The following is a 21044-nucleotide window of genomic DNA, read 5'->3' on the forward strand; positions in this document are numbered from 1 at the left end:
AGCCACGGCAGTACAGCACTTCGGCCGCTGGCGGACCAGAAGGGGAGGGGCGCGGGGACGCCGTTCACCACTTAACCATCTGAACCTGACGATGTCCGGAGAATGGAGCACTCCGGAGGATCATGCGCTCGCTCCGCAAGAGGGGTGCGGAGCCTCTGAGCTCGAGGCCAGACAACGAAGAACCCCGATCCGCATTCCTGCCGATCGGGGTGTTCTGTGGGCGATACTGGGTTCGAACCAGTGACCTCCTCGGTGTGAACGAGGCGCTCTACCACTGAGCTAATCGCCCGCGGACCATCTCTGGTCGCGACTTGAAGGATACTGAATTTCGGGCCTCCGCGCCAAGCCGACAGGCTGGAAATTGGCGCAGAACTGCGTGATGCTTCCTACACCCCCGCAGTTGGACAACGAGAACTCAAACTGGATATATTAATTGAGCACCGCCGGGAAGCCGGAAGGTAACGCGGACGTAGCTCAGTTGGTAGAGCATCACCTTGCCAAGGTGAGGGTCGCGGGTTCGAATCCCGTCGTCCGCTCTGGGAAGCCTGAAAAGGTTTCGCACGGTGGGTTGGCCGAGAGGCGAGGCAACGGCCTGCAAAGCCGTGTACACGGGTTCGAATCCCGTACCCACCTCGCAAGCGAGGGCGATTGGCGCAGCGGTAGCGCGCTTCCCTGACACGGAAGAGGTCACTGGTTCGATCCCAGTATCGCCCACCAGCAAGGCCCCGAGAGAGATCTCGGGGCCTTCGTCTTGCCGTCGAGCCGGTGATCGCAGCAATTGTGGCGCTAGAACACGGCACCGCGAGGGTGCGCAGCCGTGCCGGCGGACGGCCGCCGAGAGAGCAGCTCTCCGCAACATCCATCCGATCGCTTCCTGCCCGGCCGCCTCCTCAACGCGGCAGAATCCTGGACCGCCGCGCTCACCGAACCGTAGAATCCGAATAAGGACGGCCGCTCCGGCGGACGACCGCCCGCCGCCGGTCGCCCCTTGATGAAGGGGGTCGTCATGCGTGCGGCACCGATTCTTCGATACGGCACATCCGGACTTCTCATCGCGTTCGCGCTCCTCGCAGGGCTGTTCGCCGCGGGCTACGCCTACACGGATCTTCGGCTCCGACTCGCGATCCTGTTGACCGTCGGATGGCTCACAATCGCCGGGGGACTGGGCTTCCTCGCCTGGAGCCGACCAGATCGAGCAGTACCGGTCCTCGGCGTCGTCACCATCATCACCGCGGGCACGACCATCATCGACAGTCGCGTCGACCTGTTCGGCAGGGATGACATCGGGCCGGTGCTGACGATGGTGATCGTCGCCATCCTCGTCCCCCTGGCAGTACTCGGACTGAGACGGGCGACCGCCGCCGGGCTGCTGCTGCTCGTTCTTGGCCTCTGCCAGGCGCTCTCTGCAGGCCTGCTCATGGGCCAGCGTGGGGGAGGGCCTCCTCTCGGTGCGGCCTTGACGGGCTCCTCCGGCGTCATCGTCCTGCCGATTCTCGGCAGCGGCCTCCTCTTGCTTCTCGCAGGATGGCTGGAGCGCCGTGCGACGAAGCACAGGCCGACGGAGGCACCGGTCCGGTGATTCCGGTGCGGGGGCCAGCGGCACAGGCGTCAGCCCTGCGCGCAGCGCTATCGCGCCTGCGCCGCACGTCGATCCCCACCTCGGTGCGGCACTGAGGCGCGCCCCCACCACTCCGACAGTAAGAATAGAAGTGCCTGATCTTCTCGAATGGTTTGACCCACACAGCGATCGACCCCTGAACAGTCGGTCAGGTGCCGTGAGTGTTCCCGAAAGGTTCTGACTCACACTCTGATCGACCAGCGTGTCTTTCCCCGGACCTGTCGACCATTCGAGAACACTCACGGCGAGGCTTTCGCCTCGCCGTGATCATGTGACTCAAGAAGGGCCTGAACACCTTTTCTCTTTACTGTCTTGTCCAGGTTACCGGTCGATACGAAAGCACCACAAACAATGCACATCGATTGGAGAAACCTCATGACCTCACAACCTTTCATCACTGTCGTTGGTGGCGTAGACACCCACAAAGACCTGCATGTTGCTGCGGTAGTTGATCAGCACGACCGGGTACTCGCAACCGAATTCTTTCCTACGACCAGGCATGGGTACAAGCTGCTCGTGCACTGGTTACGCTCCTTCGGACAGATCGCCAGGATCGGGGTGGAATGCACCGGCACCTATGGGGCGGGCCTGTTGCGCTACCTCCACGCACAAGATATCGAAGTACTCGAAGTCACCGGCCCCGACCAAGCCCTCCGAAGGCGCAAAGGCAAAGACGACACCCTCGATGCAGAGAATGCTGCTCACGCAGCCTATGCCCGGGTGCGTGCCGTGACCCCGAAAACCCGTGACGGGCTGGTTGAATCCCTACGGGTGTTGAAAGTGTCCCGTAAAACTGCGGTCGCTGCCAGACGAGTCGCGTTACAGATGATCCGCATGAACATCGTGTCAGCACCAGACGAACTCCGTGACCAGCTGCGCACCCTGACTCGCATGAAACTCATCCGCACCCTAGCCGCATGGCGACCAGATCTCACGAAGTATCGCGATGTCACTGGCGCGTACAAGATCGCTTTGAAATCCCTTGCACGTAGGTACCTGGAACTCACTGATGAGATCGCTGATCTTGATGTCATGATCAAAAACATTGTTGATCATCTCGCCCCAGACCTCATCAAAAAACCAGCGGTCGGCTATGAGTCTGCAGCTCAGCTGCTGATCACTGCGGGAGACAACCCCGACCGGCTGACTTCAGAAGCCGCGTTCGCAGCATTGTGTGGGGCGAGCCCGATCCCGGCATCATCAGGCAAAACACACCGTCACCGGCTCAACAGGGGTGGTGACCGGCAAGCCAACTCTGCCCTGCACATCATCGCGATCGGCAGACTCAGAACCGACCCGAGAACCCAGGACTATGTGGCGAAGAAACTCTCCGAAGGGCACTCCAAAATGGAAGCCCTCAGGTGCGTGAAACGATACCTCGCACGGGAAATGTTCTACGCGCTCAAAACCAGAACCCAGGTAATCAATCAGACGCAGATTGCTGCTTGACACTTAGAAGGGCGTCGGATGGACGGGGCGGCGCCGTTCGGCCCCGCCCCGTCCGTCACCTGCTCAGCTTCAATCCGCCGTCGACATGTCACACCGCCCGGTTGAGGATCCAGCGGCAGGCGTCCTGGATGATCTCATCGTTGGCATACTCGTTGAAGATCTCGTGGAGGAGGTTGCCGTAGATCTTGAGCTGACGGTCCTCCGACGAGATCTGCTCGAAGGTGTCCTGGGAGTCCTTCAAGCTGACGATCGCGTCCTTCTCTCCGTGGAGGAAGAGGATGGGCTCGGAGTAGTCGGCCAGACTCTGGGTGATCCGGGAGACGCCCTCGTTGAGGGCGTAGCAGAGGCCGAGCGTGTACGTCGTCGCGATGTCCTCGTCGGCCGCGTACGCGTCCCGGACCTCCTTGACCGAGCAGAGACCCTCACCGAGCTCATTGTCGAGCGTCGAGTGGGGGTCCCCGCCCTGCGGAACATCGGCGATGAGCTTCGCATGGTCGAAGAGAAGCGGTGCGGACAGGACGGCTCCATCGATCTTGTCAGGGTGACGGAGCCCGTGGCCGACCACCGCATATCCGCCCATTGAGTGTCCGAGGAGGAATACCGGCAGGTCGGGGTTCTGCTCCTTCGCGAGATCAAGGACGACGTCCGTGTCGTTGATCGGGTCATCCCAGTGCTCGAGGTGGGTGCGCTCACCCTCGGACCTCCCGTGCCCCCGATGGTCGAAGCGGTAGACGCCGATCCCGACGATGTTGAAGGCATCGACGAGGTGGTCGTAGCGTCCATGGTGCTCGCACAGCCCGTGGACGAGGACGACGATCGCCTTCGGCATGTCGGGGATGGTGCGGCGCACATAGAGCTTCGTCCCGTCGAAGGACGGGAGCATTCTTTCCGGCATGGGATTCTCCTTTGAATCTGGCCCGAATCGGAGGATGGCGGCCCGATCGCCAGACCGCTATTCCTCGAGCGTCGACAGGTCGCCTTCGTCCTGTCCGAGCGCCCTCGCTCGGAGCACTCTGCGCATGATCTTACCCGAGCGGGTCTTCGGTAGTTTCTCGACGAAGAGGATCTCGTCCGGTTTTGCGATGGGGGAGAGGTGCGCGGCGACGTGGGCCCGGAGCTCCTCGACGAGCTCGCGACTGCCCGTGAAGCCCTGGTTGAGGACGACATGCGCGAGGATCGACTGGCCCTTGACCTCGTGGGGAACCCCAATCGCCGCCGATTCGGAGACGGCGTGGTGGGAGTTGAGGGCTGCCTCAACCTCGGCCGTGCCGAGGCGGTGGCCGGAGACCATGATGACGTCATCGGTGCGCCCGATGATCCAGAAGTACCCGTCCTCGTCCCGCTTCGCCGCATCGCCCGTCATGTACCGACCCGGGTACTTCGACCAGTATGTCTCGACGAACCGATCGTCGTCCTTGTAGAGCGTGCGCGCCATGGCCGGCCACGGGTTCTTCAGCACGAGGAAGCCCTCGGTGCCATCGGGCACCGGATTGCCGTCGCCATCGACGATCTCGGCCTCCTGGCCGAAGACCGGCCTGCCGGCCGATCCGGGCTTCTGCGGCATCGCCGGAACACCGGTGATCTGGAACATTCCCGTCTCCGTCTGCCACCACGTGTCCATGATCGGTGCGCGCCCGCCTCCGACGACCTCGTGGAACCAGCGCCAGGCGGCCGGGTTGATCGGCTCGCCGACCGATCCGAGCAGCCGCAGCGAGGACAGATCGTGGCGGTTCACCCATGCGTCGCCGAACCGCATGAGAGACCGGATCGCGGTGGGGGCCGTGTAGAAAGTCGTGATGCCGTAGTGCTCGATAAGCTCCCACCAGCGGTCCGGGTGCGGGTAGGTGGGCCCGCCCTCGTACATGAGCGTCGTCGCACCCGCGAGCAGCGGGCCGTAGACGACGTAAGAGTGCCCGGTCACCCAGCCGGCATCGGCCGTGCACCAGAACCGGTCCTCCTCACGGATGTCGAAGGTATACCGCAGGGTCGTGTACGTGCCGACCATGTACCCGCCATGGGTGTGGAGGATGGCCTTGGGCTTCCCGGTCGATCCGGATGTGTAGAGAATATAGAGGGGATGCTCGGCATCGACCTGCACAGTCGGGCACGCGCCGCGTGCGATCGGCAGCGACTCGAGGTCGTGATACCAGTGGTCCCGAGTGGAGTCCATGTGGACCTCGGTGCCCGTCCGCCTGACGACGATGACGTTCTCAACTGTGGGGGAGAACCGCACCGCCTCATCGACGATGTTCTTGAGCGGGAAGACGGATCCGTTGATCCAGGAGCCGTCGGCGGTGATGACGAGCTTCGACTCGGAATCGTCGATCCGCGAGGACAGGGCGTCGGCAGAGAAACCGGCGAAGACGACGGAATGGATGGCGCCGAGTTTCGCGCAGGCGAGCATGGCGAAGACCACTTCGGGGATCCTCGGCAGGTAGATCGTCACCCGATCGCCCTTCTCCACTCCCATGGCCCGCAGAATGTTCGCCATCTTGACGACCTCACGGTTGAGGGAGAAGTAGGAGAACGTCCGCGTCTCCTTATTATCCTCCGACCGCCACAGGAGGGCGAGCTTGTTCTTCCGGGGGCCGGTGATGTGCCGGTCGACCGCGTTCGACACAATGTTCGTCTCACCGCCGACGAACCACCGGTAGAACGGCTTCTCGGAGTCGTCGATGACCTGGTCCCAGGGCTTCGACCAGACGAGCTCCGATGCTCGGTCCGCCCAGTAGCCCTCGAGATCCTCGGCCGCGCTCCTCTCGAGCTCCTCCCAGTTCTCGGCCAGCGATCCGCGGACCGACTCGGGCGACGGATAGTAGATGTCTCGTTCGTTCTCCATTGAACTCCCTTCCTCGTGTGGGCACCACAATGCCAGATTGTGTGACCTGAGTCTCCACGAGCTGCAGTGTCCTTGGTCGGCGGTCACTGAACCTCCAGGATTCGCAGCGTGCAGATGAACGGCCGCGCAGCTGCAGCATCCGCATGGACACGCGGCAGCGGCGCCCTCTGCCACAGGGCTGGTGAGGGCTTCGCCGGAGAACAGATTGAGGTCCTCTCCCGGCGCGGAGGGGCAGGGCGGGCATGGGTATGATGTTGACCGTGCGCACCGCCGTATGTGCGCGCGCAATCGAATGGAGAATCACTGTGCCCACGCTCGTCATCGACGGATCGCCGCTCGAGATCGAAGGACCGCTGACCGGTCTCGCCCACTACCAGAAGCAGCGGAACATCGTCGCGCTGCGCATCGACGGAGAGCTCAAGGACCTCGACACCGACCTGTCGACGCTGGCGCCGGACACGACCGTCGAGGGCGTCGACGTCGCCTCGCAGGACGGGCTCAACATTCTCCGGCACTCAGCCACCCATGTCCTCGCCCAGGCGGTCCAGCAGATCAACCCGGACGTCAACCTCGGCATCGGCCCCTTCATCACCGACGGCTTCTACTACGACTTCGGCAATATCGACCCCGTCACGCCCGATGATCTCAAGGCGATCGAGAAGATCATGAAGCAGATCGTCAAGGAGGGCCAGTCCTTCAGGCGCCGCGTCGTCACCGAGGAGGAGGCCCGCGAAGAGCTCGCCGACCAGCCGTACAAGCTCGAGCTGCTCGGCATTACAGGCAACGCCGAGGAGGCGGCCGAGGGCGCCTCGGTCGAGGTCGGCGGAGCCGAGCTCACGATCTATGACAACGTGCGGAGGAACGGCGAGGTCGCCTGGAAGGATCTCTGCCGCGGCCCCCACGTCCCGACGACGAAGCACCTCGGCAACGGCTTCGCCCTGACGCGGGCCTCCGCCGCCTACTGGCGCGGCGACCAGAAGAATGACGGTCTTCAGCGGATCTACGGCACGGCGTGGCCGTCGAAGGATGAGCTCGTCGAGCACCAGAACCGGATCGCGGAGGCGCTCAAGCGCGACCACCGCCGGCTTGGGACGGAGCTCGACCTGTTCTCGTTCCCCGAGGAGATCGGTTCGGGCCTGCCCGTCTTCCACCCCAAGGGTGAGATGGTGCGGATGACCATGGAGGACTACTCCCGCAAGCGCCACCTCGAGGCGGACTACTCCTTCGTCCACACCCCCCACATCACGAAGAAGAATCTCTTCGAGACCTCGAAGCACCTCGAGTGGTATGCGGACGGAATGTACCCGCCCATGCACATGGACGAGGAGCGGGACGCCGATGGCAACATCACGAAGCAGGGGCAGGACTACTACCTCAAGCCGATGAACTGCCCGATGCACAACCTCATCTACCGCTCCCGCGGGCGCTCCTACCGCGAGCTGCCGCTGCGGCTCTTCGAGTTCGGCACCGTCTACCGCTACGAGAAGTCCGGCGTGGTCCACGGCCTCACCCGCTCCCGCGGGTTCACGCAGGACGATGCCCACATCTACACCACCCGGGAGCAGATGAAGGAGGAGCTCGCGAGCCTCCTCGGCTTCGTCCTCGACCTCCTGCGCGACTACGGGATGGACGACTTCTATCTCGAGCTGTCCACCCGGGACCCCGAGAAGTCGGTGGGCGATGAGCAGACGTGGGAGGAGGCGACCCGCACCCTCGCCGAGGTCGCCCAGGAATCCGGCCTCGAACTCGTCGACGACCCAGGCGGGGCAGCCTTCTACGGCCCGAAGATCTCCGTCCAGGCGAAGGACGCCCTCGGCCGCACCTGGCAGCTGTCAACGATCCAGCTCGACTTCTTCGAGCCGGACCTGTTTGAGCTCGAGTACACGGCGCCCGATGGTTCCCGCCAGCGCCCCGTCATGATCCACCGTGCCCTCTTCGGCTCGATCGAGCGCTTCTTTGGCGTCCTCGTCGAGCACTACGGCGGCGCCTTCCCGGCGTGGCTCGCCCCCGTCCAGGTCACCTGCATCCCCGTCGCCGAGGCCTTCGAGGAGTACCTCGAGGGAGTGGCGGCGAAGCTGCGCGCCGAGGGGATCCGAGTCGAGATCGATCGCTCCGATGACCGGTTCGGCAAGAAGATCCGCAATGCGGCCAAGGAGCGGGTGCCCTTCGTCCTCATCGCCGGCGGCGAGGACGCCGAGAACGATGCCGTGTCCTTCCGGTTCCGGGATGGCACGCAGAACAACGGCGTCCCGATCGACGAGGCCGTGGCGGAGATCGTCCGCCAGGTCCGCGAGCGGGTCAACCAGTAGCGGAGGAGATCCATGCTCAGTCGCAGCGGGCGCCCGCTCGCCCAGATGCTGTTCGGCCCCCTCGCGAAGCTGTTCGTCCGGCTCGGCATCTCCGCCGACACCGTGACGGTCGTCGGCACGGTCCTCACCTGCGGCGTCGCGCTGTGGCTGATCCCGACCGACCACCTGACGGCGGCCGCGTGGACGATCTTCGCGGTCGTCATCTTCGACAACCTCGACGGTCAGATCGCACGCCTGACCGGGACGGAATCGAAGTGGGGCGCCTTCCTCGACTCGACGATGGACAGGTTCGCCGATGGCGCGATCTTCCTCGCCGTCGCGGTCTGGGCGATCCTCCACGCCGATCCCGCCTATGGTGACTGGATCGCCCTCGGTGCGGTGACGGCCCTCCTCATGGGCGCCGTCGTGCCGTACGCGAAGGCCCGAGCCGAGTCCCTCGGATACACGGCGAACGTCGGTCTCGCCGAGCGCGCCGACCGCCTCTTCGTCATTCTCCTCGCCGTGTTCCTCGTGGGCATGGAGTGGGGCGACTGGCTGCTGCTCGTCGCCACGTGGCTGCTCGTCGCGGCGGGCTTCTACACGGTGATCCAGCGGATGGCGACCGTCCGGGCGCAGGCGAAGGGTGAGGCGCTGTAGTGGATTCCTATCGTCTGTTCGAGACCGCCCGCGCTTTCGTCGAGAAGGCCCCGGAGCCGGTCGGTCGGGCCGTGTTCGACGTCGTCGGCGTCGCCGCCGCGCTCGCCAACATCAAGGGCGTGCGCCAGCTCAAGCGGAACTATGCCCGCATCGATCCGAGCCTGAGCGGCGCGAGGCTCCAGGGCGCCGCCATCACCGGCATGCGGAACTACATGCGCTACTACTACGAGATGTTCCGTGCGCCGAGCATGCCCGATGAGCAGCTTGAGCACCGCGTCCGGATCGTCCCCGACGAGTACCTCCGGGCCGAGCTCGCGCGCGACTCCGTGCCCGCCGCCCTCATGCACACCGGCAACTGGGATCTCGCGGGTGCGTGGGCCGAGAAGTACCTCGCCCACGTCGTCACCGTCGCTGAGAAGCTCGGCGATCCTCGCATGGCGCAGGGGTTCATCGACTACCGGACGGGCCTCGGCATGTCGATCTACCTCGCCGAGCGGGGAACGAACGTCTTCGCCAGCCTCGTCGACGAGGCCGCCGAGCCCGTCCTTCTTCCCCTCCTCGCCGATCGGGATCTCACATCCTCGGGGGTGCCGACGCCGCTGTGCGGCCACGACCTCATGCTCGCCCCCGGGCCTGCACTGCTCGCCATCCGCACCGGCCGCCCCTTCGTGCCGCTCCTCATGCGCCACGTCAAGGTCTCCGGCGAGGAGCGCCGCAGGGCCGGCACCCGATGGGTCACCCACATCGACGCGCTCGACCCGATCGCCCCGGCGGTGGGTCCGGATGCGCCTCGGGCGGAGCAGGAGGCGGATGTCGCCCGCATGTGCCGGGAGTGGATGGATGCGGCGGGGCCGTGGATGCGGGAGCATTATGTGCACTGGCACATGCTCCAGCGGGTCTTCGTCGAGGACCTGGACATGGGCCGAGTGAGAGCCCGCCAAGCGGACACGGTGTAGACGAGTGGAGAACCAGTGAAGATCGGTATTGCCTGCCCCTACTCGTGGGATGTCCCCGGAGGCGTGCAGTTCCACATCCGGGACCTCGCCGAGGAGCTCATCGGGCGCGGCCACGAGGTGTCCGTCATCGCCCCGGCCGTCGAGGGCACCGAGCTGCCCGACTTCGTCGTCCCGACGGGGGCGGCCGTTCCCATCCCCTACAACGGCTCGGTCGCCCGACTCGCCTTCGGCCCCCGCGTCAACCACCAGGTGCGCCGGTGGCTGGCGAAGGGGAACTTCGACGTCCTCCACGTCCACGAGCCCTTCGTGCCCTCGCTGGCGATGCTCGCGCTCATGAACGCCGAGTGCCCGGTCGTCGCCACCTTCCACACGGCCATGGACCGCTCGAAGTTCCTCTCAATCGCCTCACCCCTGCTCGTGCCCGTCCTTGAGAAGACGCGGGCCCGGATCGCCGTCTCCGAGGAGGCCCGCCGCACCGCGGTCGAGCACCTCGGCGGGGACGCCTACGTCATCCCCAACGGCGTCGACGTCAGCGCCTTCGAAGTCCCGGCCAAGGATCCCCGCTTCACGGGAACACCCGATAGCCCGACGATCGGCTTCCTCGGCCGGATCGACGAGCCCCGGAAGGGCCTGCCGATCCTCGCGGCCGCCGTCGCCCCCGTCCTCACGCAGTACCCGAACGCGCGGTTCTTCGTGGCCGGCCGGGGCGACAGCTCAAAGGCCCTCGAGATCCTCGGGGACGCCGCGAGTGCGGTCACGTTCCTCGGTTCTGTCACCGAGGAGGAGAAGGCCGCGATGCTGTCCTCCGTCGACATCTACGTCGCTCCCCAGACGGGTGGGGAGTCCTTCGGCATCGTCCTCGTCGAGGCGATGAGCTCCGGCTCCTTCGTCGTCGCCTCCGACATTCCCGCCTTCCAGGCTGTGCTCGAGCACGGGACGTACGGCGATCACTTCCGCAGCGAGGACTCCGATGATCTCGCCCGCGTCATCCTCACCGCGATCGCCGAGCCCGAGCGCCGGGCCCAGACGATCACCGATGCGGAGCGTGCGGCGTGGCGGTACGACTGGTCGACGGTCGCCTCCCAGATCCTGTCTGTCTATTCGATCGCGGTGAAGACCGCGGGCCACCGGGTCGCGGGGTGGGTCCGATGAACTGGGGAGCAGTCGCCCTCGCCGCCGCGGTCATCGTCATCCTCGCCGTCATCTGGATCCTCAACGCGCGGCGCCTCGACCGGCTCCACCGCACCGTCATCCAATCCCGCCTCACCCTCAACGAGGCGCTCACCCAGCGCGCCCGCGCCTCTGCCGAGTTCGCTGCCAGCGGCGCCCTCGATGTCGCCGGCGCCATTCTCCTGGCGGATGCGGCGCAGCTCGCGCTGGCGGAGTCCCATCAGCCGATCGCGACCGATGGGCTCGAAGCGGGTCCCGGCTATCGCCGGCCGGCACGGTCCTCCGACCGCCTCACGCTCGAGTCGAACCTGTCCCGCACACTCCGGCTCGTCCACGATGGACTCGAGGATGATGAGCTGACCGAGGAGCAGAAAACGGCGCACGCCGTCCTCGAGGACACGCGGGAGAACGTCCGCCTCGCGCGCCGGTTCCACAACGCGTTCGTCGATCAGGCACGGCGCCTGCGCGGCAATCCGTTTGTCCGCGCCGCCCGCATGGCGGGAGGGGCCCCCATGCCGCTCCCGGTCGACATGGACGACGAGTAGCCATGGCGGGGGACCTCCACCGTCCGGCCATCGACAGGCCGTGGGTACCCGCACCGAACCCGCGGGGCGTGCCGTCGACCGTGCCCTATCGGCTTCCCCGGCGCCACTCGATCGGCTTCTACGTCATGGTCGCCGGCCTCGTCCTCCTCGGCGTCGCCGGCTTCATCGTCGTCCTGCCGCTGCTGACCGAATCGGCGGGCACGGGTGCGGCCGCACGGTCCGGGATCATCGCCCTCATCCCCGTCGTCGTCGTCACCGCCATCATCTGGTGGATCGACTCGTGGGAGCCCGAGCCGCACTGGATCATGATCGCCATGTTCCTCTGGGGCGGGGGAGTGGCCGTCGCGATCGCGGCCTGGCTCAACTCGGCCTGGGCCGAGTCCTTCTATCTCGCGACGGGCAATGCGGCGAAGGCCAGCATCTGGGGCGCGGTCGTGTCGGCACCCCTCGTCGAGGAGGCGGCCAAGGGCCTCGGCGTCATCCTTGTCTTTGTGTTCTTCAAGAAGCACCTCAACGGCCCCCTTGACGGTATCGCCTACGGCGCGATGTCCGGCCTCGGCTTCGCCTTCACCGAGAACATCCTCTACTTCACCCGGTACTTCGACTACCTCCAAGAGATCGCGATCCTGCGGTTCTCCTCGCCGCTCCTCCACCCGCTGTGCACGGCCGTCATCGGGATGTTCCTCGGCTTCGCGGTGTATGCCCGCTCGCGGTGGGCGGCGCTGCCGCTCCTCGTGCCGGGCTACCTCATCGCCGCCGCCATCCACTTCATGCACAACGGGTGGGCGACGATCGCGGGCTCACAGACGGACGGGTCGATGAGCTTCAACTACCTCGCCGTCCAGATCCCCTCCTACCTCGCGGCCGTCATCCTCGTCGTCTGGTTCCGCCGCGAGGAGTCCCTCATCATCGCCGAGCGTCTCGGTGAGTATCAGCGTGCCGGGTGGCTCGCCCCCTACGAGGTGGAGATGCTCGGCAGCCTCGAGGGCCGGAAACGCGCTCGTGATTGGGCGGCGAGCCGCGGCCCGCACGCGAAGGAGGCGATGAAGCGCTTCCAGCAGGAGGCCACGCACCTGGCGCTCAACCGCCAGCGCGCCGCCCTGCAGACGATCCCTGTCGCCGCTGCTCAGCGCGAAGAGGCGAAGACCTTGGCGACCATCGGCCAGGCGCGGGCCATTTTCATGACAGGAGTCCGGTGAGCGGCGACGACGAGTGGACCCTGGGCCCCGACGGTCTCCTTGAGAGGACTGCGGCCCGCATTGTCATGTTCGATCCGTCGGGCCGGCTCTTCCTTCTGCGGGGCCACGACTCCGAGGATCCCGACCATACGTGGTGGTTCACGCCGGGCGGGGGCCTCGACGTCGGGGAGGACCCGCACGTGGGCGCGGCCCGAGAGCTGTTCGAGGAGACGGGTCTCGTCGTCGACCCCGGCCGCCTCGTCGGCCCGGTCCTCGAGCGAACCGCGGTCTTCCGCTTCACCTACCAGAACCGGCGCCAGTTCGAGGAGTTCTTCCTCCTCCATGTCGACGAGCATGAGGCGCACGCGGTCGGCTCCTGGAACCAGGACAACCTGACCGAGCTCGAGCGCGATGTCCTCGACGAGGTCGCCTGGTGGACGGTCGACGAGATTGAACGGGCGCAGGGCAACGGCACCCACATCTACCCGATCGCGATCGCCCGCCTGGCACGATCGTGGTGGGGCGGCTGGGATGGCACCCTGAGCCGCATCAACGAGCCGTGATCGGCTCGCCGCTGAGATCCACGAACAGAGCCGCAGATCGCGAGGCCCGGCGGCCCGCGCGCTACACTTGGTCGGTAGCACTATCTGTTGACAGGAGTACACACCCGTGTCTGGACATTCGAAATGGGCAACCACCAAGCATAAGAAGGCTGTCCTCGATGGCAGGCGCAGCAAGCTGTTCGCGCGCCTGATCAAGAACATCGAGGTGGCCGGGAGGACCGGCGGCCCCGATCCCGCCGGCAACCCGACCCTGTACGACGCGATCCAGAAGGCGAAGAAGAACTCGGTCCCGGCCGACAACATCGATCGCGCCCTCAAGCGCGCCGCCGGCGAGGGCGAGGACGGGGTCCAGTACGAGTCGATCATGTACGAGGGCTACGCCGCTGGCGGCGTCGCCATCCTCATGGAGTGCCTGACCGACAACCGCAACCGCGCCGCGTCCGATGTGCGCGTCGCGCTGTCCCGCAACGGCGGCTCGCTCGCCGACCCGGGTTCGGTCTCCTACCTCTTCCACCGCAAGGGCGTTGTTGAGGTGACGAAGGCCGAGGGCGTGACCGAGGACGACATTCTCATGGCAGTCCTCGACGCGGGCGCCGACGAGGTCAATGACGAGGGCGAGTCCTTCGAGATCCTCTCCGACCCGAACGACGTCGTCTCGGTCCGCACGGCCCTCCAGGAGGCCGGGTTCGACTACAACTCGGCCGAGGTCCAGTTCGTGCCGACGATGAAGGTCGAGGTCGACAAGGAGGGTGCCGAAAAGGTTCTCCGACTCATCGACGCGCTTGAAGACGTCGACGACATCCAGAACGTCTACTCGAACCTCGACATCCCGGATCACGTCGCCGCCGAGCTCGAGTGATGCCAGCGGCCGCCCTCGCACTGCTGGTGGCAGCGGTGCTGACGGGCGGCACCATCCAGCGTCTGTCGGGGATGGGGATGGGTCTCATGATCTCCCCTGTCTTCGCCCTCATCTTCGGCGCCGCCGTCGGGGTCACCGTCGCGAATGCGACGACGATCCTCTCGGCCCTCATCATCGGGTTTGTCATGCGCGCCGGGATCGACTGGCGCCGCTTCGCGATCATCGCACCCTCCGCCCTCCTGGGAACCATCCCGGGAGGGCTTCTCGTGCGGGAGATGGACGGAGGATGGCTCGGTGTCCTCGTCGGCGCGACCATCCTCGCCGCCCTCGCCCTCACGCTGTGGGCCGATCGACTGACGGTGCTGCCCGAGCTGCGCCACCGCGCCTGGATCATCCCCTTCGCGGCGGGCGGGGCCTTCCTCAACACCGTGTCGGGGATCAGCGCCCCCGTCCTCATGATCTACGCGATCGCGGCGCGGTGGGATCAGCGCTCCTTCGCGGCGACCCTCCAGCCGTTCTTCGTGTGGATCAGCCTCCTCTCCGTCACGGTGAAGATCTCCGTCGGAGCGACTCCGCTGAACGAGCTCCCCGACCCGTGGGTCCTGCCCCTCATCCTCGCCGCGATCCTCGCGGCCGTCGCCATCGGCAGCCGGCTCGCCCACCGCGTGAGTCCCCAGGCGGCGCGGAGGCTGGCCATTGCCGTCGCGGGGCTCGGGGCCGTGTCGACCCTCCTCCGGGGTCTGGCCGATGCGCTAGGTTAGTCCCGGAGGAAGCAATGAGAATCATCGGGATCGACCCGGGCCTGACCAGGTGCGGCATGGGCGTCATCGACGCGGGCGGAGCCCGCCGCGTCGACTTCGTCGACGTCACCGTCGCACGTTCGACGGCGGATATGGCGCCGCACAAGAGGCTCGAGATCATCGCCGATGAGATCGATCGCATGATCACCCTTCACAGGCCCGATGTTGTTGCCGTCGAGCGCATGTTCGCCGAGGACAACGTCCGCTCGATCATCTCGACCGCCCAGGTCGCGGGCGTCGCCATGCTCGCAGCATCCCGTGCGGGCCTGCTCCTCGCACTCCATTCGCCCTCCGAGGTGAAGGCTGCGGTGACGGGCGATGGGCGGGCGGAGAAGAAGGCGGTCCAGCTCATGGTCCAACGCATCCTTCGACTGAATTCGCCCCCGAAGCCGGCCGATGCGGCCGACGCCCTCGCGCTCGCCATCACCCACGCGTGGCGGGGCGGTGCCATGTCGCCCACCGCCCAGTCCGCTCAGCACGGCGGAGCGGCCCTGCCGGACGCGAACCGAGAGGGCCTGACGGCCGCCCAGCGGGCATGGGCGGACGCGGAGCGCGGGACCCGGCTCTCCGGCGTCGTCGCCCAGTCCGGCGCCAAGCGTTTCCGCTGATACTATGGAACACATGTTCGATACGTGGGAGGCTTCATGATCACGCTCCTTCGCGGCGCAGTACTGTCGATGTCCGCATCCGAGGCTGTCGTCGACGTCGGCGGCATGGGCTTTCGGGTCATGGCGACTCCGACGACCCTGTCCCAGCTGCGGGTCGGCCAGGAGGCGACCATCCCGACCTCCTTCATCGTCCGCGATGACTCGATGACGCTCTACGGCTTCGCCGATGAGGATGAGCGGAACACCTTCGACATTCTCATCGGACTGTCCGGCATCGGGCCGAAGATCGGCCTCGCAGTCCTCTCGGTCCACACGCCCGATACGCTGCGCGGCATCGTCGAGCGTGAGGACATCGCCGCCCTCACCCAGGTTCCCGGCATCGGCCGCAAGGGTGCTCAGCGGATCCTCCTTGAGCTCGGCACCAAGCTCGGCCCCGCCACCTCCCAGGTCGAGGCGGCTGCGCCCTCCTCCGTCACGGCCGACGTCGTCGCCGCACTCGTCGGCCTCGGCTGGTCCGAGCCGGTTGCCGCCGAGGCCGTGAAGACCGTCGAGGGCGAGTCCGGGCCGCTGCCGGTGTCGCAGATGCTCAAGCTCGCCCTGCAGAAGCTCGGGGGTAAGCGATGAACGAGGACTATTCGATCGTCGACGCCTCGGCGCCGTCCGCCGAAAGGGCTGCGGAGGCCGCCCTGCGGCCGAAGGTCCTCGCCGAGTTCGTCGGCCAGGAGACCGTCCGCAGCCAGCTGTCCCTCGTTCTCCAGGCCGCAGTCGCCCGCGGGGCGACCCCGGACCACGTCCTCCTCTCGGGCCCGCCGGGTCTGGGCAAGACAACGCTCGCGATGATCATCGCCGCTGAGGTCGGGGGAGCGCTCCGCCTCACGTCGGGCCCCGCGATCCAGCACGCGGGTGACCTCGCCGCGGTCCTCTCCTCTCTCCAGGAGGGCGATGTCCTCTTCATCGACGAGATCCACCGGCTCGCCCGCCCTGCCGAGGAGATGCTGTACCTGGCGATGGAGGACTTCCGCGTCGACGTCATGGTCGGCAAGGGCCCCGGGGCAACATCGATCCCCCTCCCGCTTCCGCCCTTCACCGTCGTCGGTGCGACGACGAGGGCCGGCCTGCTGCCCGCGCCGCTGCGTGACCGGTTCGGCTTCACCGGCCATCTCGAGTTCTATTCGGCAACAGAGCTCGCCCAGGTGGTCACGCGCTCGGCGCGCCTGCTCGACGCCGAGCTGACGGCGGATGCGGCGTCAGAGCTTGCGAGCCGCTCCCGCGGCACGCCCCGCATCGCCAACCGGCTGCTGCGACGCGTCCAGGACTGGGCGCAGGTCCGCGGCACGGGCATCCTCGATCTTGCGGCCGCGAGGGCGGCGCTCGAGGTGTTCGAGGTTGATGAGCTCGGCCTCGACCGACTCGACCGATCCGTCCTCGAGCTGGTATGCACGAGGTTCGGTGGAGGCCCTGTGGGATTGACCACCCTCGCTATCTCTGTCGGGGAGGAGCCGGAGACCGTCGAGTCGGTCGCGGAACCCTTCCTCGTCCGCGAGGGACTGCTGGTCCGCACCCCTCGGGGGAGGGCCGCAACTCGCGCCGCGTACGAGCATCTGGGCCTTCTGCCGCCGGAGGATACCCTCTTCGATACATAGCCGATCTGCCGTATACTCGGCCCTGATTGTCCAATTGAAAGAGAGTATCCTGTGGAACTCGTCATCCTCGTCGCCATCTTCGGCGGCTTCATGTTCATGATGTCCCGCGCCAACAAGAAGATGGCGAGCCGCGTTGCCGAGCAGCGCGAGAGCGCCCTCGAGATCGGCAATACGGTTGTCACCGGCTCCGGCATGATCGGCACCATCGTCGAGATCGACGGCGGCGTTGTCACCATCGAGTCGGCCTCGGGCGATGAGACGCAGTGGCTCACGACCTCGGTGTCCTCGGTCATCGAGCCGCCGTACGAGCATGCGTACGAGGCCGAGGAGTCGGATGAGGCGGAGCCGTTCGACGGCCTCACCCCCCGTGACTCCGACATCGACCGCGACCGGTAGGTGACAGCCACAGAAGAGGCGACCGAGGGGTCGCCTCGCCCGCGTTTACTCGTCTTCGCCCTCATCGTCATCGCGCTCGTCGCCTCACTCGCGGCCAGCACCCTGACCGGGTCGGAATCCCGCTGGTCCCCGGACCTCGCACTCGACCTCGAGGGCGGCACACAGATCATCCTCACGCCCGTCACGGACGACGGCTCGGAGATCACGCCTGAGGACATCAGCCAGGCCATTGAGATCATCCGCCAGCGCGTCGACGCCTCGGGCGTCGCCGAAGCGGAGATCACGTCGCAGGGCGGGTCGAACATCGTCGTCGGCCTGCCGGGCACGCCGAGCGAAGAGACCCTCGACCTCGTCCGCACCTCAGCGGTGCTGCGCCTGCGCGCGGTCATCGACTACACGGGTCAGGTGCTCGCGAACACGGGTCTCCAGCCCGTCTACGAGCCCGGCGTCGACGTCACCGAGGAGCAGCTCGCGCAGGCGCGCGAGCAGGCAGACCTCAATGGGGATGGATCGATCTCGGCCGAACCGACCGAGACTCCCGATTCACCCTCGTCGGACGCGTGGATCACGGAAGAGATCCTCTACCAGGCGCTGACGCTCGACTGCACGTCGGAGTCCGCCCGCGTCCAGAACGCCTACAGTGCGGCCGACAGCCCAGTCGTCGCCTGTGACCCCACGACCGGCGCCTCCTACATCCTTGGCCCGGCCGAGCTCGACGGCAGCCACATCGACCAGGCAACCTCCGGTCCCCGCGTCAACGAGATGGGGCAGACGATCGGCGGCTGGCAGGTCAACATGGAGTTCACGGGCGAGGGCGGTGACCTCTTCGGTCAGGTGACGACACGCCTCGCCGGATATCCGTACGGCACGGCGAAGAACCTCTTCGCCATCGTCCTCGACGGCTCGATCATCTCGGTTGCCTCCCTCCAGGCCCCGATCCTCGGCGGCAGCGCCTCGATCTCCGGATCCTTCACGGCCCCCGAGGCGGCGTCGCTCGCGAACCAGCTGTCCTTCGGCTCCCTGCCGCTCACCTTCGAGGTGCAGTCGGAGGAGCAGATCTCGGCCACCCTCGGATCCGAGCAGCTCGTCAACTCCCTCATCGCCGGCGCCATCGGCGCGGGCCTCATCGTCCTCTACCTGCTGTGGCAGTACCAGGGACTGGGCCTGCTCGCGGTCACGTCGATCACGATGGTCATGGGTCTGTCCTACCTGACGATCTCGCTCCTGTCGTGGACGATGGGGTACAGGCTCTCGCTCGCGGGCGTCGTCGGCCTCATCATCTCGATCGGCATCTCCGCCGACTCCTTCATCGTCTACTTCGAGCGCGTGAGGGATGAGATCCGCGAGGGCAGGACACTGCGGGATGCGGTGGACTACGGCTGGAACCGTGCCCGCCAGACGATCCTCGTCTCGGATGCGGTCAATCTTGTCGCCGCGATCGTCCTCTACTTCCTCGCCGTCGGCGGAGTGCGTGGATTCGCGTTCACCCTTGGACTCACGACCGTCATCGACGTCGTCGTCGTCATCCTCTTCACCTATCCGGTCATGAAGCTGCTCGTCCGAACCAAGTTCTTCGGCGAGGGCCACCGCCTGTCGGGCATGTCCGCCGCCTCGCTCGGCGCGGACCCGGTCTACGCCGGTCGCGGCCGAGTCCGCGACCGGGGCGTCTCGAAGTCGGAGGCGAAGGCGAACGCGAAGAAGGCCCGCAGGGCCGCGGCGTCGGAGGACGCCGCACAGGCGGCCGCCAGGGCAGGGACCGCGGTCGACACGCTCGACGAGAAGTCTCAGCGGAAGAAGGGCAGGGCTCAGACGCCGGAATCCCACAGCCCGGGCGAGAGGCCGATGACTCTGGCACAGCGGAAAGCGGCCGAGCGCCGCGCAGGGAGGGATGAGAACTGATGTCGATGTATTCCCTCGGCAATGACCTCTATTCCGGTCAGCGCAGCTTCAACATCATTGGGCGGCGCAGGCTCTGGTATGGGATTGCGCTCGCCTTCATCCTCCTGTCGGCCGTCCTCCTGCTCGTCAAGCCGATCAACTTCGGCATCGACTTCCGCGGCGGCTCCCAGTTCACGGTCTCCGGCACGGCGAACATGGGCCAGCAGGACGCGATCGATGTTGTGGCCGCCCAGACCGGTGACGATTCGGTGCGCGTCTCCGAGGTGGGGGCGAACTCGATCCGTGTCCAGACCTCGGAGCTGACGAACGAGCAGACTCAGGAGGTGCGGGCAGCCCTCGCCGACGTCTATGACGTGCCGGTCGATGACGTCGCATCGACCTTCATCGGCCCCACGTGGGGTGCGGACGTATCGTCGAAGGCGATTCAATCGCTCGTCATCTTCATCGGACTCATCTCCCTCATTCTCTGGGCGTATTTCCGAACGTGGACGATCGCGGTCGGCGCTATCGGAGCCCTCCTGCACGACCTCATCATCACGGCGGGAGTCTATGTCGCCTCCGGATTCGAGGTGACTCCGGCGACCGTCATCGGACTGCTGACGATCCTCGGCTACTCCCTCTACGACACGGTCGTCGTCTTCGACAAGGTTCGCGAGAACACGGCGGGCTTCCTCGACCAGGAGGAGACGACGTATGCGGAGCAGGCGAACCTTGCCGTCAACCAGACGCTCATCCGCTCTATTAACACCTCGGTGACGGGCCTCCTGCCGGTCGGTGCGATCCTCGTCATCGGTGTGCTCTTCCAGGGAGCGGGAACGCTGCGCGACCTGTCACTGGCACTGTTTGTCGGTATGCTTATCTCTGCTGTGTCATCGATCTTCTTGGCCGCGCCTCTCGCGGTCACACTCGGTGAGCGACAGAAGGACATCAAGGAGCACACGGAGCGCGTGCTCAGCGCCCGCCCTGCGGTGCAGGACACGACGATTACTCGGAAGAAGAAGGCATGACAGAGAACCCGTTCCCCAAGGATGTTGTGGAGCTTGTCGAATCGCATGTGCGGGAGGTGGAGAACTTCCCCGCACCGGGAGTACTCTTCCGCGACATCACCCCGCTCATCGCCGACCCGGTCGCCTTCGCCTCCCTCATCGAGATCCTTGCCGACCGCTACCGCGGGAAGGTCGACGCCGTCGCGGGCCTCGAGTCGCGCGGCTTCATCCTCGGCGCACCCCTGGCCGTCGCCCTTGGCGTCGGCATGGTGACCGTCCGCAAGGCGGGCCGCCTTCCCGGTCCGGTCGTCGGCATCGACTACGACCTCGAATACGGCTCGGCTCGCATGGAGCTGCAGCCGTTCACGGTCAAGGATGGGGACCGCGTCCTCGTCATCGATGACGTGCTCGCGACAGGCGGCACGGCCGACGCCGCGTTCCAGCTCATCGAAGCCGCCGGCGGCGTCGCCGACACGCTGTGCGTCCTCCTCGAGCTCGTCGACCTGGGCGGCCGAGGCCGCCTGCACGATCGGCACGTCCACTCCGTCCTCACCTACTGACACAGGTGGCCCGGGGCGGGCCGTCACTCA

General features: G+C 66.3%; 20 protein-coding genes and 4 tRNA genes. 21 read left to right on the top strand and 3 right to left on the bottom strand.

The window, feature by feature from the left end; translation table 11 throughout:
• Positions 1-217 precede the first annotated feature (217 nt).
• Positions 218-289, bottom strand: a tRNA-Val gene (locus EJO69_RS01870).
• A 174-nt stretch (positions 290-463) separates the two neighbouring features.
• Between EJO69_RS01870 and EJO69_RS01875 the strand changes: the two genes are divergently transcribed.
• From EJO69_RS01875 to EJO69_RS01895, 5 genes are all read left to right on the top strand, one after another.
• Positions 464-536, top strand: a tRNA-Gly gene (locus EJO69_RS01875).
• A 26-nt stretch (positions 537-562) separates the two neighbouring features.
• Positions 563-633, top strand: a tRNA-Cys gene (locus EJO69_RS01880).
• A 9-nt stretch (positions 634-642) separates the two neighbouring features.
• Positions 643-717 (top strand) — tRNA-Val (locus tag EJO69_RS01885).
• 289 nt (positions 718-1006) lie between these two features.
• Complete coding sequence (locus EJO69_RS01890) at positions 1007-1579, top strand: hypothetical protein (RefSeq protein WP_126038481.1); 573 nt, start codon at positions 1007-1009, stop codon at positions 1577-1579.
• A 414-nt stretch (positions 1580-1993) separates the two neighbouring features.
• Complete coding sequence (locus tag EJO69_RS01895; RefSeq protein WP_126042269.1) at positions 1994-3067, top strand: IS110 family RNA-guided transposase; 1074 nt, start codon at positions 1994-1996, stop codon at positions 3065-3067.
• Between the two features lie 88 nt (positions 3068-3155).
• Here EJO69_RS01895 and EJO69_RS01900 read toward each other — a convergent pair whose 3' ends face one another.
• Both EJO69_RS01900 and acs read right to left on the bottom strand, forming a co-directional pair.
• Entirely contained in the window at positions 3156-3962 is an 807-nt protein-coding gene (locus EJO69_RS01900; protein WP_126038483.1) for an alpha/beta hydrolase, read from the bottom strand.
• A gap of 57 nt (positions 3963-4019) precedes the next feature.
• Positions 4020-5906 carry an acetate--CoA ligase gene (gene acs / locus EJO69_RS01905; protein WP_126038485.1) on the bottom strand — a complete coding sequence of 629 codons (1887 nt, stop codon included), beginning with the start codon at positions 5904-5906 and terminating at the stop codon, positions 4020-4022.
• 251 nt (positions 5907-6157) lie between these two features.
• Here acs and thrS point away from each other — a divergent pair, with 251 nt between their 5' ends.
• The 16 genes from thrS (at position 6158) to EJO69_RS01985 (ending at position 21014) form a co-directional block, all read left to right on the top strand.
• Positions 6158-8215, top strand: coding sequence for a threonine--tRNA ligase (gene thrS / locus EJO69_RS01910; protein ID WP_126042271.1), 2058 nt, complete (start codon positions 6158-6160; stop codon positions 8213-8215).
• 12 nt (positions 8216-8227) lie between these two features.
• Entirely contained in the window at positions 8228-8851 is a 624-nt protein-coding gene (pgsA, locus tag EJO69_RS01915; RefSeq protein ID WP_126038488.1) for a phosphatidylinositol phosphate synthase, read from the top strand.
• Positions 8851-9807 (top strand): phosphatidylinositol mannoside acyltransferase, encoded by a 957-nt coding sequence (locus EJO69_RS01920; protein WP_126038491.1) that lies wholly within the window; start codon positions 8851-8853, stop codon positions 9805-9807. The genes pgsA and EJO69_RS01920 overlap by 1 nt, the downstream gene beginning before the upstream one ends.
• A gap of 15 nt (positions 9808-9822) precedes the next feature.
• Positions 9823-10959, top strand: a complete 1137-nt coding sequence (locus EJO69_RS01925; RefSeq protein ID WP_126038494.1) for a glycosyltransferase family 4 protein — start codon at positions 9823-9825, stop codon at positions 10957-10959.
• Positions 10956-11522, top strand: coding sequence for a hypothetical protein (locus EJO69_RS01930; protein WP_126038497.1), 567 nt, complete (start codon positions 10956-10958; stop codon positions 11520-11522). Before EJO69_RS01925 ends, EJO69_RS01930 begins: the two co-directional genes overlap by 4 nt.
• A gap of 2 nt (positions 11523-11524) precedes the next feature.
• The gene (locus tag EJO69_RS01935) at positions 11525-12721 is read left to right on the top strand and encodes a PrsW family intramembrane metalloprotease (protein ID WP_126038500.1); all 1197 of its coding nucleotides are present in this window, start codon (positions 11525-11527) and stop codon (positions 12719-12721) included.
• Positions 12718-13263, top strand: a complete 546-nt coding sequence (locus EJO69_RS01940; RefSeq protein ID WP_126038503.1) for an NUDIX hydrolase — start codon at positions 12718-12720, stop codon at positions 13261-13263. The genes EJO69_RS01935 and EJO69_RS01940 overlap by 4 nt, the downstream gene beginning before the upstream one ends.
• 106 nt (positions 13264-13369) lie before the next feature.
• Complete coding sequence (locus EJO69_RS01945; protein WP_126038506.1) at positions 13370-14122, top strand: YebC/PmpR family DNA-binding transcriptional regulator; 753 nt, start codon at positions 13370-13372, stop codon at positions 14120-14122.
• Positions 14122-14883 (top strand): sulfite exporter TauE/SafE family protein, encoded by a 762-nt coding sequence (locus EJO69_RS01950; RefSeq protein WP_245993806.1) that lies wholly within the window; start codon positions 14122-14124, stop codon positions 14881-14883. The genes EJO69_RS01945 and EJO69_RS01950 overlap by 1 nt, the downstream gene beginning before the upstream one ends.
• A gap of 14 nt (positions 14884-14897) precedes the next feature.
• A complete protein-coding gene (gene ruvC, locus EJO69_RS01955) occupies positions 14898-15530 on the top strand; it encodes a crossover junction endodeoxyribonuclease RuvC (protein WP_126038512.1) in 633 nt (210 codons plus the stop codon).
• Between the two features lie 36 nt (positions 15531-15566).
• A complete protein-coding gene (ruvA, locus tag EJO69_RS01960) occupies positions 15567-16154 on the top strand; it encodes a Holliday junction branch migration protein RuvA (RefSeq protein ID WP_126038515.1) in 588 nt (195 codons plus the stop codon).
• Positions 16151-17173, top strand: coding sequence for a Holliday junction branch migration DNA helicase RuvB (gene ruvB / locus EJO69_RS01965; RefSeq protein ID WP_126038518.1), 1023 nt, complete (start codon positions 16151-16153; stop codon positions 17171-17173). The genes ruvA and ruvB overlap by 4 nt, the downstream gene beginning before the upstream one ends.
• Before the next feature lie 51 nt (positions 17174-17224).
• Positions 17225-17569: a preprotein translocase subunit YajC gene (yajC, locus tag EJO69_RS01970; RefSeq protein WP_126038521.1), complete on the top strand. Its 345-nt coding sequence runs from the start codon at positions 17225-17227 to the stop codon at positions 17567-17569.
• Positions 17570-19468 carry a protein translocase subunit SecD gene (gene secD / locus EJO69_RS01975; protein WP_126038524.1) on the top strand — a complete coding sequence of 633 codons (1899 nt, stop codon included), beginning with the start codon at positions 17570-17572 and terminating at the stop codon, positions 19466-19468.
• Positions 19468-20475 (top strand): protein translocase subunit SecF, encoded by a 1008-nt coding sequence (gene secF / locus EJO69_RS01980; protein ID WP_126038526.1) that lies wholly within the window; start codon positions 19468-19470, stop codon positions 20473-20475. Before secD ends, secF begins: the two co-directional genes overlap by 1 nt.
• On the top strand, positions 20472-21014 hold the full coding sequence (locus EJO69_RS01985) for an adenine phosphoribosyltransferase (RefSeq protein ID WP_126038529.1): 543 nt from the start codon (positions 20472-20474) through the stop codon (positions 21012-21014). The genes secF and EJO69_RS01985 overlap by 4 nt, the downstream gene beginning before the upstream one ends.
• The last annotated feature ends 30 nt before the right edge of the window (positions 21015-21044 follow it).

The organism is Flaviflexus salsibiostraticola (genome assembly GCF_003952265.1).
GTDB classification, from domain to species: Bacteria; Actinomycetota; Actinomycetes; order Actinomycetales; family Actinomycetaceae; genus Flaviflexus; species Flaviflexus salsibiostraticola.

Bases quoted from the DNA above. Each gene is read 5' to 3' on its own strand.
- EJO69_RS01890 (WP_126038481.1), top strand. From the start codon at position 1,007: ATGCGTGCGGCACCGATTCTTCGATACGGCACATCCGGACTTCTCATC.
- EJO69_RS01895 (WP_126042269.1), top strand. From the start codon at position 1,994: ATGACCTCACAACCTTTCATCACTGTCGTTGGTGGCGTAGACACCCAC.
- EJO69_RS01900 (WP_126038483.1), bottom strand. From the start codon at position 3,962: ATGCCGGAAAGAATGCTCCCGTCCTTCGACGGGACGAAGCTCTATGTG.
- acs (WP_126038485.1), bottom strand. From the start codon at position 5,906: ATGGAGAACGAACGAGACATCTACTATCCGTCGCCCGAGTCGGTCCGC.
- thrS (WP_126042271.1), top strand. From the start codon at position 6,158: ATGTTGACCGTGCGCACCGCCGTATGTGCGCGCGCAATCGAATGGAGA.
- pgsA (WP_126038488.1), top strand. From the start codon at position 8,228: ATGCTCAGTCGCAGCGGGCGCCCGCTCGCCCAGATGCTGTTCGGCCCC.
- EJO69_RS01930 (WP_126038497.1), top strand. From the start codon at position 10,956: ATGAACTGGGGAGCAGTCGCCCTCGCCGCCGCGGTCATCGTCATCCTC.
- EJO69_RS01935 (WP_126038500.1), top strand. From the start codon at position 11,525: ATGGCGGGGGACCTCCACCGTCCGGCCATCGACAGGCCGTGGGTACCC.
- EJO69_RS01950 (WP_245993806.1), top strand. From the start codon at position 14,122: ATGCCAGCGGCCGCCCTCGCACTGCTGGTGGCAGCGGTGCTGACGGGC.
- ruvC (WP_126038512.1), top strand. From the start codon at position 14,898: ATGAGAATCATCGGGATCGACCCGGGCCTGACCAGGTGCGGCATGGGC.
- ruvA (WP_126038515.1), top strand. From the start codon at position 15,567: ATGATCACGCTCCTTCGCGGCGCAGTACTGTCGATGTCCGCATCCGAG.
- ruvB (WP_126038518.1), top strand. From the start codon at position 16,151: ATGAACGAGGACTATTCGATCGTCGACGCCTCGGCGCCGTCCGCCGAA.
- secF (WP_126038526.1), top strand. From the start codon at position 19,468: ATGTCGATGTATTCCCTCGGCAATGACCTCTATTCCGGTCAGCGCAGC.
- EJO69_RS01985 (WP_126038529.1), top strand. From the start codon at position 20,472: ATGACAGAGAACCCGTTCCCCAAGGATGTTGTGGAGCTTGTCGAATCG.